This window comes from Streptoverticillium olivoreticuli subsp. olivoreticuli (assembly GCF_003391135.1).
GTDB lineage: Bacteria > Actinomycetota > Actinomycetes > Streptomycetales > Streptomycetaceae > Streptomyces > Streptomyces blastmyceticus.
The window spans coordinates 1629392-1643378 of the sequence record NZ_CP031455.1; the positions used below are offsets into that span (position 1 = coordinate 1629392).

General features: G+C 72.7%; 11 protein-coding genes. 8 read left to right on the top strand and 3 right to left on the bottom strand.

Translation table 11 applies throughout. From position 1 onward, the window contains the following. Positions 1–344: 344 nt before the first annotated feature. Both DXZ73_RS07135 and DXZ73_RS07140 read right to left on the bottom strand, forming a co-directional pair. A complete protein-coding gene (locus tag DXZ73_RS07135; protein ID WP_116210167.1) occupies positions 345–713 on the bottom strand; it encodes a DUF6233 domain-containing protein in 369 nt (122 codons plus the stop codon). 282 nt (positions 714–995) lie between these two features. Continuing rightward, the gene (locus tag DXZ73_RS07140) at positions 996–1817 is read right to left on the bottom strand and encodes a helix-turn-helix domain-containing protein (RefSeq protein ID WP_116210168.1); all 822 of its coding nucleotides are present in this window, start codon (positions 1815–1817) and stop codon (positions 996–998) included. A 140-nt stretch (positions 1818–1957) separates the two neighbouring features. Here DXZ73_RS07140 and DXZ73_RS07145 point away from each other — a divergent pair, with 140 nt between their 5' ends. The 7 genes from DXZ73_RS07145 (at position 1958) to DXZ73_RS07175 (ending at position 12107) form a co-directional block, all read left to right on the top strand. After that, positions 1958–2293 carry a cupin domain-containing protein gene (locus DXZ73_RS07145; RefSeq protein WP_240351248.1) on the top strand — a complete coding sequence of 112 codons (336 nt, stop codon included), beginning with the start codon at positions 1958–1960 and terminating at the stop codon, positions 2291–2293. A gap of 253 nt (positions 2294–2546) precedes the next feature. Beyond that, the gene (locus DXZ73_RS07150) at positions 2547–2966 is read left to right on the top strand and encodes an IS607 family transposase (RefSeq protein ID WP_240351249.1); all 420 of its coding nucleotides are present in this window, start codon (positions 2547–2549) and stop codon (positions 2964–2966) included. After that, positions 2959–4680: a transposase gene (locus tag DXZ73_RS07155; RefSeq protein WP_240351250.1), complete on the top strand. Its 1722-nt coding sequence runs from the start codon at positions 2959–2961 to the stop codon at positions 4678–4680. The genes DXZ73_RS07150 and DXZ73_RS07155 overlap by 8 nt, the downstream gene beginning before the upstream one ends. A gap of 259 nt (positions 4681–4939) precedes the next feature. Next, positions 4940–8923, top strand: coding sequence for a Pls/PosA family non-ribosomal peptide synthetase (locus DXZ73_RS07160; RefSeq protein ID WP_116210169.1), 3984 nt, complete (start codon positions 4940–4942; stop codon positions 8921–8923). A 32-nt stretch (positions 8924–8955) separates the two neighbouring features. Then, positions 8956–9711, top strand: a complete 756-nt coding sequence (locus DXZ73_RS07165; RefSeq protein ID WP_116210170.1) for a BPL-N domain-containing protein — start codon at positions 8956–8958, stop codon at positions 9709–9711. Positions 9712–9841: 130 nt separating this feature from the next. Then, positions 9842–10627 carry a maleylpyruvate isomerase family mycothiol-dependent enzyme gene (locus DXZ73_RS07170; protein ID WP_240351251.1) on the top strand — a complete coding sequence of 262 codons (786 nt, stop codon included), beginning with the start codon at positions 9842–9844 and terminating at the stop codon, positions 10625–10627. 52 nt (positions 10628–10679) lie between these two features. Then, positions 10680–12107, top strand: coding sequence for a M1 family metallopeptidase (locus tag DXZ73_RS07175; protein WP_116210172.1), 1428 nt, complete (start codon positions 10680–10682; stop codon positions 12105–12107). Here DXZ73_RS07175 and DXZ73_RS07180 read toward each other — a convergent pair. After that, a complete protein-coding gene (locus DXZ73_RS07180) occupies positions 12074–12829 on the bottom strand; it encodes a class I SAM-dependent methyltransferase (protein ID WP_116210173.1) in 756 nt (251 codons plus the stop codon). The two genes, DXZ73_RS07175 and DXZ73_RS07180, sit on opposite strands and share 34 nt — an antisense overlap. Before the next feature lie 174 nt (positions 12830–13003). Between DXZ73_RS07180 and DXZ73_RS07185 the strand changes: the two genes are divergently transcribed. Next, a complete protein-coding gene (locus DXZ73_RS07185; protein WP_240351252.1) occupies positions 13004–13945 on the top strand; it encodes an ATP-grasp domain-containing protein in 942 nt (313 codons plus the stop codon). Positions 13946–13987 lie beyond the last annotated feature (42 nt).

The window sequence follows — 13987 nt, forward strand, 5'->3', positions numbered from 1 at the left end:
GAGAGGCTGTGCGCCGCCCTCACCTATTTGAATGCTGAACGAGATATGCGCGGCATATTCGTATAGCCCGGTGCGTCACAACTGACGCACGCTCACAATCATGGGCCACGGCAGAACCTACCGCAAAATCGGCGGTGTCCGGGCAAGCCATGATTGGCCTGAAACGGCCCATTACCGGTGGACGGAACAGGCCGCGCGCGGAAGGAGATCAGGGGCCGCCGCAGGGGCGGCCCACAGGATTTCCGCGGCGAATGGACTTCGCCGGCGCGTGGGACGTTTTGTGCGGTTTGCGCGCGGGGCCGCGACAGGCGCCGCGCACACGTGGTGCGGACCTCACGGGCCGCTTACGACGCGGGAGTAAGGAACCGTTCCGGCAGGCAGGCGTCGCACGGCCGGGCCTTGCTCGCGAGGAGTTCGTCACGCGCCTCCGCGGTGCTGAGGGTCTCCTCGCCGCCCTTCGGCACCCAGCAGCCCGCGTGGTGCACTTCGTGCATGGTCCTGCCGGACCGGGTGTGGGAGGTGACCGGCCACACCGCGTGCTCCAGATCCTGCCGGTAGGGCGTACGGGAAGCGGTGGTGTGCGCTTCCTCGTACGGATCCTCGGTGAGGTGCTGGAGGACCGCGCAGCGGACCCACTCCCGCGGGGGCATGCCCGCTTCGTCTGCGGCCGCCGTGATAAGGGCGAGTTCGTCGTGGCTGAAGAGCTGCTCCATGCCGCGCGACGGTAGCAGTGGCGGAAGCGCTGGTGGGCGGGTTGGAGGAACGCGGCATATGCGCTTCCGCGGCGCGGCGGCGGGTCCTGTGGGCGGAGCGGCCGACGGGCGCGGGCGAGGTGCGTCCGCCCATGGCCGAGAACAGCCATCTCGCGCTGTACTCAAGGGATTTCACTGTCACGTACGACCGTGACGCGCCGGTTCCCAGGGGCGCCCCGGTTCCCCCGAAAGGGGTGCCGGAGGCGCTGAGAGGGTCACCCGCCAGGGCCCCGCCTCCGATCCTCAGGCCCTCCCGACAGCCGTGAAACGGGACGGTGTTGTGCCGACATGGCGGGTGAAATGGCGATTCAGGTGTGATTGGTCGTAGAAGCCGACGGCGGTGGCGACCTCCGCCGGTCGCCGCCCGGAGAGCAGGAGCGAGCGCGCCCGCTCGACCCGCTTGCCCGTCAGATAGGCGTGCGGCGGCAGCCCGTACGTCTGCTTGAAGCAGCGGATGAGGTGCGTGGGGTGGGCCTGCAGGATCCCGGCCGCTTCCTGGAGCGAGACCCCCGCGCGCATCCGCGCATCGAGCAGGTCGCGCAACTGCGCTGCCAGGCGCCCCGCTTCGCGGCCGGGCCCGGCGGGGCGCAGGACGGCGAGCCGGTCGAGGTGGCCGTGGAGCCGCTCGCGGACGAAGGAGAGCCGGGACTCCGCCTCGAAGGCGTCCCCGGCGTGGGAGAGGGCCGCGTGCAGCCCGTGGATGCGCCGCCACAGCGGGCCGTCACCGAGGACGGGCACCCCGGCCGCCGGTCCGGTGAACCGCTCGGGGAGGACCGTCGCATCGAGGTAGAGCACGCGCTTGCGGAACCCGGCCGCCGTGACGGTCCGCCCGTCGTGCGGGACCCCGGGCGGCAACAGTGCGACGGCGCTCGTCCCGGTGGCGCCGTGACGGCGGCGGTCGAGCGCGAACTCGACCGAGCCCGCGTCGATGATCATCAGCGCCCAGGTGTCGTGGGTGTGGGCCGGATAGGCGTGGTCGACGAACCGGGCGTGGAACACCTCGGCGATGCCGGGCACGGCCGGCCGCCAAGCGCTGATCTTCGTGCGGGGACGATCTCCGGTCATGCAAGGAACGTACAAGACCGCGAGTGGCCGGCCCCGGCACCCTCGAGGCACCGGCCGGAGCACCGGCCACGAGCCAGGAGGCACCACCATGACCACGACCACCCGAGCCGTGAACATCGCCGCGGAGCTCGCGGCCTTCCATGACCACTGGGCACAGCGGACAGCGGAAGGTGGCCGACCTCAACGACTACGAGGTCAAACTCGCGAAGGTTCAGGGCGAGTTCGTCTGGCACACCCACGACGACACGGACGAGCTGTTCCTGGTCGTCAGCGGCCGCCTCACGATCCGGCTCAGGGACGGGGACGTCGTCCTGGAGCCCGGTGAGCTCTTCGTGGTGCCGCGGGGCACGGAACACTGCCCGAAGGCCGAGGAGGAGACGTCCATCCTGCTGCTGGAGCCGGCGGGCGTGCTCAACACCGGCTCGGCGGGCGGGCCGCGGACCCGACTCCCCGTGCCGTCGAGCCGGCAGGACTGAGAGCACGCGCCCGTCGCTCCCCCGGCGGCAGGTGAGGAGACAGCGCGTCAGCGTGGTGGCAGAACGTCGTCCACGAGCACGGGAAGCTCGCGCACCCGTACCCCCGTCGCGTGCCGCACCGCGTTCGCCACCGCCACCGCCGTCCCGACCACGCCGATCTCGCCACCCCCTTCACTCCGAGGGGGTGGCGAACATCTCAACTAAGTGTCCATGAACGTATTTTGGGTGTCATGGGTGCTGTATCGTCTTGTGTGTGAACCTGACGGATTGGGCACGCGCACAGGGGATCGCCCCGCGTATTGCCTACCGCTGGTTTCGTGAGGGCACGTTGCCGGTCCCTGCGGAGCGAGTGGGGACGCGCACGATCCTGGTAAACATCGACGCGTACACGTCGCCATCCGTGACCGGCGGCGTTGGCTTGTATGCCCGTGTCTCCTCGCATGTCCAGACGAGCGATCTCGCCCGGCAGGCGGCCCGGTTGTCGGAGTGGGCGGCGAAGGCCGGTCACCAGGTGGTGCGCGTTGAGTCGGAGATCGCATCCGGCATGAACGGTGCCCGCACGAAGGCGCGTCAGCTGTCGGCAGACCCTGCTGTGACCACCGTGGTGGTGGAGCATAAAGACCGGCTGGGCCGCATGAACGTCGAACTGGTGGCGGCTGCTGCCGATGGCTGAGAAGAATCGACTCCGCCCGATCGGTGATCCGTTCGTTGTTGCCGGCCCGTCCGGCGTGGCGATACGCGGCCGCCTCAAGCACCTCACTCCCGAGGATGAGAAAGTCCTTCGTGTCGTGGGTGAGTATCAGGGCCGTCTGGCCTGCCGGGATCTCAAGGTCCGTTGCCGGGCCGGGAACGATCACGGCAACGGCCAGTGGGCGGCCCGGAAACGGTCGCTGACCGAGCAGTCCTCTTCTCGTATCGCTGGTGCGATCACGAAGGCCACCCACGATCAATGGGCGCTGGCCCGCAGGTGTCTGCTCGCCCATATCCACAATCTTGAGGCCGGTATCCGTACGCTGCGGCACAGGCTGTCGTTGCCGATCGGCGAGAAGGGCTCGAAGCGGGCCCTGGGCGGCTACCGGCCGAAGGGAGAGTGGTTTCACAAGTCGCGCCGTCTCGCTTGCCTGGAAGGCCGCTTGGAGCAGGCCCGCGCCGACTGGGAATCGGGCCGGGTGCGGGTGGTGCGCGGTGGCCGGAAGATGGCCAGGAACCGGCACAACCTGGCTGCCGCGCAGCTCACCGAGGCCCAGTGGCGCAGGCGCTGGGAAGCCGGGCGCTGGTTCCTCGCCGCCGACGGCGAGAGCGGGAAGCGGTGGGGCAACGAGACGATTCGCGTCACCCCGGACGGCGAGGTGTCCATCAAGCTGCCCGCTCCGCTGGCACACCTGTCCAACGCCCGCCATGGCCGGTACGTCCTTGCCTCGAAGGTCGCGTTCGCGCACCGAGGCGAGGAGTGGCGCGAACGGATCAGCGGCAACCGGGCGGTGGCCTACCGTATCCACCTGGACGTGGAGCGGGGCCGCTGGTACCTCACCGCGTCCTGGCAGCGGCCCGCGGTGCGGACCATCCCGCTCGCCAGCGCACGGGCAGAGGGCATGGTCGGCGTCGACACCAACGCTGATCACTTCGCCGCCTACCGCCTCGACGGGCACGGCAACCCTGCCGGTGACCCGCGCCGGTTCTTCTTCGACCTGTCCGGGTCGGCAGACCACCGGGACGCACAGATCCGGCACGCCCTCACCCGGCTCCTGCACTGGGCCAAGCGGTGCGGTGTCGCTGCGATCGGGATCGAGAACCTGGACTTCGCGCAGGAAAAGACCCGTGAGAAGCACGGCCGACGGAAGAGGTTCCGGCAGCTGATCTCCGGAATCCCGACCGGCAAAGTCAAGGCCCGCATCGTGTCGATGGCCGCCGAACTCGGCCTCGCGATCGTCGCCGTGGACCCGGCGTACACGTCGATCTGGGGCGACCAGTACTGGCGCAAACCCCTGACCAGCAAGACCAGGAAGATGTCCCGTCACGATGCCGCGAGCATCGCCATCGGGCGACGCGCCCTCGGGTACCCGGTCCGGCGACGGACGGCACCGCCCCACGACGACCGGAGCGATCTTCGTGGGCATCGGACCGTCCAGGCCGACCGAGTTGTCCGAGAGCGTGAGGAACCCCGCCCACCCGCCACGGAGCGTGCACACGATGCGCGTCGCCGGGCGGGGACAACGAAAACGCGAGGAACCAGCGCACCCAACACCGTTCGGGATGCGCGCAGTTCCAGGACATGGATCCAAGACCCACTCCTGGACACTGTTGAGGAACGGTTGACCACCTCGTCCGCCTCGTCGACCGTCTCCACGGTCACCTCGCCGATGTCGGCGTTGCAGGCGATGTGGTAGCCACCGAGATCGGTGTTGGTGAACTAGGTCGCGCCGCCCGCCACCGAGGTGAAGTCTGGCTTGCACGAAGGCGCTGCGCGAGGCCGGGGTGGGGGTGTTCGCGCGGAACCGGCTTCCTGAACCTCTCCCCCGGCGCCGACGCCGACACCACCGTGGCCGAGCTGTTCGCCCGGCTCGCGCACCCGCTCGCATGAGCTGACCGATCGCACCGCCCCCGCCCAAGGATGCGATCACCCGTGATCAGCGCTGCCATGGAAACATGGCCACGTTCAGGCCGGTCACAGGCGCGAGGCGACTGCACCTGGTGTTCGAGTCCGCCTGTGACCGCTCGCCGTCGGCCACGGCGCTGGAGTGCGAGCGGCACAGGCTGACCTACGCCGGACTCGACGCCCGCGCCAATCGGCTCGCGCACCACCTCCGCGGCCTCGGCATCGGCCCGGGGTCGAGGGTCGCGATCCTGGTGCCGCGGTCGGTGGAGATGTACGCGTCCCTGCTGGGGGTGGGCAAGGCCGGTGCGACGTTCGTGCCGATCGATCCGGACTCCCCGCCGGACCGGGTCTCCTACATCGCCGAGGACGCCGACGTCGACCTGGTGCTGACCGCGTCCGATGCCGCGCAGGGAACCGCGGGGCTCGCCCGCCGCGTGCTCGACCTCGACGCGTGCGCGCAGGAGCTCGCGACGGCACCCCGCACCCGCCCGCCGCCGGGCCGGGAGGAGGACGACCCGCTCGCGTACATCATGTACACCTCCGGTTCGAGCGGCAGGCCCAAGGGCGTGCAGATCGCCCAGTCGAGCATCTGCAACTTCCTGCGCGTCGTCCCCGGGCTGTACGACGTACGGCCCGAGGACCGGGTCCACCAGGGCATGACGATCTCCTTCGACTTCTCCATCGAGGAGATCTGGCCGACGTGGGCGGTCGGCGCGACCCTCGTGGCGGGCCCGTCCGGCTCGGGGCGGTTCGGCGCCGAGCTCGCGGACTGGCTGGAGGAGCGCGGGATCACGGTGCTGTACTGCGTGCCGACGCTGCTGGCGACGATCCCCCGGGACCTGCCGCGCCTGCGCGGCATCATGGTCGGCGGCGAGGCGTGCCCGGCCCGGCTCGTCGAGCGGTGGAGCAGACCGGGGCGGCGCATCCTCAACACCTACGGGCCGACCGAGGCCACCGTCACGGCGACCTGCGGGGAGCTGCTGCCGGGCCGGCCCGTGACCATCGGCAGGCCGCTGCCCACCTACACGGTGGTGCTGCTCGACGAGCGGCGCATGCCCGTGCCCGACGGCGCGGTCGGGGAGATCTGTGTCGGCGGCCCCGGCGTCGCCCGTGGTTACGTCGGGCGGCCGGAGCTGACCGCCGACCGGTTCGTCGAGCACCCGCTGGCCCCGGCGGGCGGCAGGCTCTACCGCACGGGCGACCTGGGCCGCAGGGACGCGGACGGGGAGTTCGAGTACCTGGGCCGGGCCGACGCCGAGGTGAAGGTGCGGGGGCACCGGGTCGACCTCGGCGAGATCGACAACGTGCTGCTGGAGGACCCCGGCGTGGCCGAGGCGGCCACCGCGCTGGTGCCCGCGCCGGACGCGGAGGGCGGCGCCGGCGAGCTGTCCGCCTACGTGGTGCGCTCGGTGGACGGCTCGGACACGGACGAGGCGCTCGTCTCCCGGCTGCACGAGCACGCGCGGCGCAGGCTGCCCGCTTATATGGTGCCGTCCTTCCTGGACATCCTCGCCGAGCTGCCCGCCATGCCGAGCGGCAAGGTGGACCGGCGGCGGCTGCCCGCGCCGACCGGCCGCCGCCTGGTGGGCGGCGGTCAAGTGGTGGCCCCCCGGGGCGAGTTGGAGGAGCAGGTGCGGGACGCCTGGGCGGAGGTGTTCGGCGTCGGGCCGGCGTCGCTGTCGGCGGAGGCGGACTTCTTCACCGATCTCGGCGGTCACTCCCTGCTCGCGGCGCGCGTCGTGTCGCTGCTGCGCGGCCGGGGCGTCGGCGCGCCCACCCTGCGCGACCTCTACGCCAACCCGACGGTGCGCGGCCTCGCGGCCCTGCTGGGCGCGGCGCCGGACACCGCGCCGCCGGCCGGGCCGCCACGCCCGGAGCCGATCCGCCACGGCGGCGGGCGGATCGCGGCCGCGGGGGCGGCCCAGGCGGGGGTGATCTATCTGCTGCTGCTCTCCTTCACGCTGCCGCTGGCCTGGGTGCTCGACCGGAACGGGGGCCAGCTCTCCTTCCGGTCGTCCGTGCAGGCCGGGTTGGGCGTGCTGATCAGCTACCTCTGTGTGCGCTGGGTCGTGCCGGTGGTGCTCGCACGCCCGCTGGCGGCGGGCATCCGGCCGGGCCGCTACCGCCTGTGGGGCAGGACGTACCTCCGGCTGTGGGCGCTGGGCCTGCTGCTGAGCGTCAGCCCGCTGCCGGTGCTGAGCGGTTCGCCCATGATGGCGGCGTATCTGCGCCTGCTCGGCGCGCGCGTCGGGCCCCGTACCACGATCGCCACGAACGCCGTGGCGGTGCCCGCGCTGCTGCGCATCGGCGGGGATTCCTCGGTCGGTTACGGCGCCACCCTGCGTCCGTGGCGGGTGGCGGACGGCTGGGTGACGGTCGCGCCGATCGAGATCGGCGCGCGGTGCTACGTGGGCGCCAACGCGGTCCTCGAACCCGGCGCCCGCATGGAGGCCGGGTCGGGGCTCGGCGAGCAGTCGGTGATCGGCCAGGGCGAGGCGATTCCCTCCGGTGCGCGCTGGGCCGGGTCACCGCCGGGCCCGACCGACGCGCTCGCCCCCGATGTGGAGGCCATGCTGCGCGCCGACGGCGACGTGGGGCGGTGGCGGCCGCGCCACCTCGCCGCCGCGCTGCTGGGTCTCGCGGCCCTGGAGGCCGTCGTGCCCGCGGTGATCGTGCCGAGCCTGGCGCTGGTCTGGTGGGCCCTGCTGGCCTGGGACAGCTGGGCGGCGCTCCTCGTCTCGGCGCTGTCCGGCCCGGTGTACGTGCTGACGGTGTGCTGCGTGGTCGCCGTGGGCAAGCGCCTGGTCCTGCCGACGGTCCCGGTCGGTGTCCGCCCGCTGCGGTCCGCGCTCGGCGTGCGCAAGTGGATGGCGGACAAGCTGCTGGAGTTCAGCCTGACGTTCACCAACTCGCTCTACGCCACGCTCTACACCGTGCCGTGGCTGCGACTCCTCGGCGCGCGGATCGGCCGGGGCGCCGAGGTCTCCACCGCCGCGCACCTCGACCCGGACCTGCTCACCCTCGGCGAGGGCAGTTTCATCGCGGACATGGCCAGCGTCGGTGCCGCCTCCTTCGCGGCCGGGCGGGTCTCGTTCGGGCCCACCGAGGTGGGCCGGCGGGCGTTCGTCGGCAATGCCGCGTTCGTACCGGCGGGCACCCGGACGGGCCCGGGTTCCCTCGTCGGCGTGGGCACGGTGCCACCGCGGGACGGCGTGCCCGCGGGCACCTCGTGGCTGGGGTCGCCCGCGATCCACCTGCCGGTGCGCCAGAGCAGCGGTTCGTTCCCCGAGGACCTGACGTTCGCGCCGACCCGGAAGGCGGTGCGCCGGCGGCTGGGCATCGAGTTCTTCCGCGCCACCATGCCCGCCTCCGTGCTCGGCACGAGCGCCTTTCTGTACGTGCTGACGCTGTCCGACGTGGTCCGCCTGCCGGGCCTGGCGCTTCCCGTCCTCGCCTCGCCGGTCCTGCTGATGAGCGCGGGGCTCGCGGTGATCGCGTACTGCGCGGTGGTCAAGCGCCTGGTCGCCGGGGTCTACCGGCCGCGGGTCGAACCTTTGTGGAGCTGGTTCGTACGGCGTACGGAGTTCGTGACCGGTCTCTTCGAGGCGGCCGCCGTACCGGCCGGGGTGGGCACCTTGACCGGGACCCCGTTCCTGCCGCCGGTGCTGCGCTGGTTCGGCGCCCGCATCGGCAGGCGCACCTGGATCAGCACCACCTACCTCACCGAGTTCGACCTGGTGGACATCGGCGACGACGCCGCGGTGGGCACGGGCGTATCGTTGCAGACACACCTGTTCGAAGACCGTGTCATGAAGATGTCGACGGTCACCGTCCAGGCGGGCACCAGCATCGGCACCCGGGCGATCGTGCTCTACGACGGCGTGGTCGGCGAGGGTGTCTGGCTCGACGCGCTGTCGCTGCTGATGAAGGGCGAGTACCTCACGCCGGGCACGAGTTGGCGCGGCATCCCGGCCCAGGGCGTGAACCACCGGGACGCCGGCCGTGAGCGCGTGCTCGCACCCCGCCGCCGGTAGCCGCCGCTTCGGCACGGGGCGATGAGGCACTCATGGCACCCAACGGCATCCTCGACTCGCTCCGCCGGGCCTTCGGCACCCGGAGCACCCCCGACCGCGCGCCCGGCGACGCCCCCGTCCTGGCCGCCGGGCAGCGCCCGCTGGCGCTGGTCTACCGCGGGCCGGCCTCCCTGCCCGGCTGCCCCGAAGCGGTGGCCGAGCTGCTCGCCGCCGGGCCGTGGGACCTGGACATCCGCTACACCGGCCCGCGCGAGGCGGTGCCGCTGTCGGCCGAATCGCTGGCCCAGGCCCGGGTGTACGCCCAGCCGGGCGGCGGCACACTGTCCCACGCCTTCCGGCACCTCGGGCGGCAGCGCGACGCGATCCGCGGTTACGTCCACGGCGGCGGCCGCTATCTGGGCTTCTGCCTCGGCGGCTATCTGGCCGGGGCCACCCCGGGGTTCGGCCTGCTGCCCGGCGACACCGACCAGTACATCTGCTCGCCGGGCGCCACGGTCCACGACGAGAGCAACACCCTGGTCGACGTGGACTGGCGCGGCCTGCGGCGCACCCTGTTCTTCCAGGACGGCCCGCAGTTCCTGCTCGACAGCGGCGCGGACGCGACGGTCCTGGCCACCTACACCAACGGCACGGTCGCCGCGCTCGTCACCCCGTTCGGCGCGGGCCGCGTCGGGGTCGTGGGGCCGCACCCGGAGGCCACCGACGACTGGTACACCGACGTCGGCCTCCCGGTCCACCGCACCCACGACCTGGGCCTCGACCTCGCGCGCGCGGTGCTGGAGGGATGACCGCGCCGCGAAGGCGACCCGGGCGGTCCCGGGCGTGAGGGCTCCCCGGGCCTGTGGCAGGCTGCGCGCAGAGGCCCGGCCCGTCGGAACGCCGGGTCGAAGGCTCAGGAAAGCGCGGCAAAACATGGATATGTCGAATCATTCGGGCCGGGCGTCCGCCCCCGCCGTCCACCGCGAGGCGATCGCGGCGGACACCGCGCGGATGGTGGCCCTGGTCAAGGGCGCCGACCTGGCGACGCCGGTGCCCGGCTGCCCCGGCTGGACGCTCGCCGACCTCGTCAAGCACACCGGCAGCGTCCAGCGCTGGTTCTCCGTCCTCCTGCGCCAGTGCGTCCAGGAGCGGCCGCGGAGCCGTGACGTGGAGCTGGAGCTCCCGGACCTGGAGAGCGGTTACGCCGACTGGCTCACGGCGAGCGCCGAGGTGGCGGCGAGCGCGTTCACGACCGTCGACGCGGATGCGCCGATGTGGGCGTGGGGCGCCGATCAGCACGCCAGGTTCTGGGTGCGGCGGATGATGATCGAGACGCTGGTCCACCGCACGGACGCGGAAGCCGCCGCCGGCGTCCCGTCCGTGATCGACAGCGGCCTCGCGACGGACGCCGTGGACGAGTTCCTGGTCAACCTGCCGTACGCGGCCTTCTTCGCCCCCAAGGTGGCCGACCTGCGGGGCGACGGTGAGACCCTGCGCTTCGCGAGCACCGACACCGGCGGCGACTGGCTGGTCCGCCTGCGCCCCGACGGCTTCGGGCTCGAACCGGACGCCGCGGCCGGCGCGCACGCCGACGCCACCGTTCAGGGCGCCGCGGCGGACCTGCTGCTGCTCCTGTACGGCCGCCGGGACCGCTCCTCGGACGCCTTCGAGGTGTCCGGGAACGAGGACCTCCTGACACGCTGGTTCGCCAACTCCGCGTTCTGAGGCGCCGGGACGGGCAGTGTCACGTCGGCGCCGACGACCGGAAGGAAGGTCCGTGAACGCTTTCCGTGGCACTCTCGTCTCCCTCACCACCGTGGTCGCCCTGACCGCCGCGACAGGGGCCGCTCCGGCGGGCCCGCCGCCCGACCCGCCCTCGGCCGGGGCCCCCGGCCTCGGCGACCCGTTCTTCCCCCTGGACGGCAACGGCGGTTACCACGCCCTGCACTACGGCCTCACCCTCGCCTACACACCGGCCGACACCCATCTCGACGGCCGGGCGGTGGTCACCGCGCGCGCCACCCAGAACCTCTCCCGCTTCGACCTGGACCTGTCCGGGCTCACCGTCCGGTCCGTGCGGGTCGGCGCGGCACCCGCCGCGTTCCACCGCGTCGGCCAGGAGCTGATCGTCACCCCGCGCGCCCCGCTGCGCCGCGGCGAGGTCTTCCGGGTCACGGTGGACTACGACGGCTCCCCGCGGGCGATCAATGTGCCCGGGGATCCGTACGACGGCTGGAACATCACCGACGACGGCGCCTTCGTGGCCGGGGAGCCGCAGGGCAGCCGCACCTGGTTCCCGCTGAACAACCACCCGTTGGACAAGGCCGCGTTCGACTTCACCATCACCGTGCCCGAGGGCTACACCGCGGTCGCCAACGGCACGCTCACCGGACAGAGCACCCGGCAGGGCCGCACCACCTTCCGCTGGCACAGCCCCGAGCCGATGGCGGGCTATCTCGCCACGGCCACCATCGGGAAGTTCAGCACCGAGAGCTATCGCACGCCCTCGGGGCTGCCGGTCTTCACCGCGGTGGATCCGCGCGAGGCGGCCGCCTCGGCCCCCGTGCTCAAACGGCTGCCGGAGGTCGTCGACTGGGAGAGCCGGCTCTTCGGCCCCTACCCGTTCGGCGCCGCCGGCGCGATCGTGGACCACGCGCCGCAGATCCCGTACACGGCCCTGGAGACGCAGACCAGACCGCTGTACGCCCACGCGCCCGAGATCGTCACGCTGGTGCACGAGACGGCGCACCAGTGGTTCGGGGACTCCGTCAGCCTCGCCCGGTGGCAGGACGTGTGGCTCAACGAGGGCTTCGCCACCTACGCGGAGTGGCTGTGGGCCGAGCAGCACGGCGGGATCGGCGCCCAGCAGGCGTTCGACGCCGATTGCGCCAAGCCGGCGAGCGATCCCATATGGGCCTTCCCGCCCGCCGTCCCCGGCGACTTCTCGCACCTCTTCGACGCCCCGGTGTACGACCGCGGGGCGATGGCGCTGCACGCGGTCCGCACCGTCGTCGGCGACCGGGCGTTCTTCCGCCTGCTGCGCGCCTGGGCGGGGCGGCACCGCGACGGGCACGGCACGACGGAGGAGTTCACCGCCCTTGCCGGTACGGTCTCCCCCAGGGACGCGGGGCCCGCCCTCGCCACATGGCTGTACGGCAAGGGCAAGCCGGTTCAGCCCTGCTCGCCCGCCACGACGAGCCGGTAGCCGTAGTCGTACGTCCGCAGTGTGCGGAGATGTCCGTACCGGGCGTCCCACGCGCCGCGCGCGAGGTCGGTCCGCAGCCGCCGGACCCCGCGCGCGGCGGCCGCGGGCGGGAGCTGGGCGAGGATGGACATCCCCGCGCGGACGGCGGGGTCGAGGAACGCCTCCGGCCGGTTCCAGTAGGCGCCGACGAACCCGTCGGTGCAGTCGGCGGGCACCGGTACGGCCTCGACCGCCCGTACGCTCAGGTGCTCGCGGATGTCGGCGACGGCGGGGGCGTGGGCCTCGCTGGGCAGTGTGAGCGTCTCGGGGAAGTAGCGGGTCAGCCAGAACCGGTGGCCGATCTCCGGTTCGGTCATGAGGATGACCTGCCGCCGGGCCACTCTGCGCAGCTCGGCCAGGCCCGCGGCCACGTCGCGCCACAGGTGCACGGTGAAGGTGGCGAGCGCCGCGTCGAAGGCGGTGTCGCCGAAGGGCAGGGCCTCCACCACGGCCCGTACCGCCGGGGCGGCGCCGGGCGGCCGCTGGGCCAGCATCGCCGCGGCGGGCTCGACCGCGACGACGGTGCGGTCGTCGGGCTCGTAATTTCCGGTTCCCGCGCCCACGTTGAGCAGGGTCCGGGCGCCCCGCAGGGCGCTGCGGACGCGTGCGGCGATGCGTGGGTCGGGGCGGCGCGTGCGGGCGTATCCCGGGCCGATACTCTCGTAGAGCGTGCCGTCGGTCATGCCCGCCTCCCTCCCTGGGTCCGAAGGTCACCGTCGTCCGACGGCCGGGCGCGGGGCACCGTAGCCGGGGACGAGGCCGCCGAGAAGCCCCGGCGCCGACCGACGGCCCTCTTTCGGCCGCGTGTTTCAGGACGGGGGTCCGGGGAGAGGTTCTTGCAGGTCCTTGGGGTTGACGTGAACGAAGGCAGGCAGATGGCGCAGTCGGTGATCCGGAATCCTGCCGATGTGTGGATGCTGGCGCGGGCGCACCCGGCGCCCCTGAAGCGCTCGACCGGGGAACTGGCCGCCGCGCTCGGGGAGATCCACGGGCCGCGGTTCGCCGTCTGGCGCACCGACGAGCTGCTCTTCGGCGTGCGCGAGGGGCGGCTGTTCCTGCGCACGCTGGCCGGCCTGGACGTGCCCGCGCCGAGCGTGGTCTGCGTGCGCCAGGTGCCCGGCACCCAGCACCACGACCGTGAGGTGACCCTCCTGCGGCACCTGGAGCGCATGGGCGCCACGCTCCTCAACCCGCTGGAGGCCCAGCTCACGTGCCACAACAAGTTCTGGCAGCTGCAGGAGCTGGCCCTGGCCGGGCTGCCCGTGCCCGATTCCCTGTCCTACGCCACCGCTCCCCTCCCGGGTGTCATCCGCGGTGCCGCTCTCGACATGCCGTGCGTGGTCAAATCCGTCAACGGGCTGGGCGGCAACGGGGTGTTCCTCGCCCCGGACACCCGCCTGCTGCACGACGTGGCCGGGAGCCTCGCGCACGAGGTGCCCTACCTCTTCCAGGAGTACGTGGCCCCGTCCCACGGCCGTGACCTGCGCGTGGTCGTCGTGGACGGCGAGCCCGTCGCCGCGGAGGTCCGCACGTCCCGGGACGGGGCCCTCGCCTCCAACCTCGCGCGCGGCGGCCGCGCCGAGCTCTGCCACGGCCGCTACCCCGAGGCCGAGACGCTGGCGGTCCAGGCCGCCAAGAGCGTCGGCCTCGTCATCGCGGGGGTGGACCTCCTCTTCGACTCCGCCGACTCCTACACCGTCTGCGAGGTCAACGCCGTCCCGGCCTGGCGCCCGGAGATGACGGGGGTGATCCCCGCCATCACCGAGTGCGTGGCCCGGCATGTGGCCGCGCGGGGGTGAAGCGAGCGCCGACCGGGATGGTGCGACGACCGCCGACGCGGC

Coding starts and splice junctions, on each gene's coding strand:
- DXZ73_RS07180 (WP_116210173.1), bottom strand. CDS start 12,829: ATGACCGACGGCACGCTCTACGAGAGTATCGGCCCGGGATACGCCCGC.
- DXZ73_RS07170 (WP_240351251.1), top strand. CDS start 9,842: ATGTCGAATCATTCGGGCCGGGCGTCCGCCCCCGCCGTCCACCGCGAG.
- DXZ73_RS07135 (WP_116210167.1), bottom strand. CDS start 713: ATGGAGCAGCTCTTCAGCCACGACGAACTCGCCCTTATCACGGCGGCC.
- DXZ73_RS07165 (WP_116210170.1), top strand. CDS start 8,956: ATGGCACCCAACGGCATCCTCGACTCGCTCCGCCGGGCCTTCGGCACC.
- DXZ73_RS07160 (WP_116210169.1), top strand. CDS start 4,940: ATGGCCACGTTCAGGCCGGTCACAGGCGCGAGGCGACTGCACCTGGTG.
- DXZ73_RS07155 (WP_240351250.1), top strand. CDS start 2,959: ATGGCTGAGAAGAATCGACTCCGCCCGATCGGTGATCCGTTCGTTGTT.
- DXZ73_RS07145 (WP_240351248.1), top strand. CDS start 1,958: ATGACCACTGGGCACAGCGGACAGCGGAAGGTGGCCGACCTCAACGAC.
- DXZ73_RS07140 (WP_116210168.1), bottom strand. CDS start 1,817: ATGACCGGAGATCGTCCCCGCACGAAGATCAGCGCTTGGCGGCCGGCC.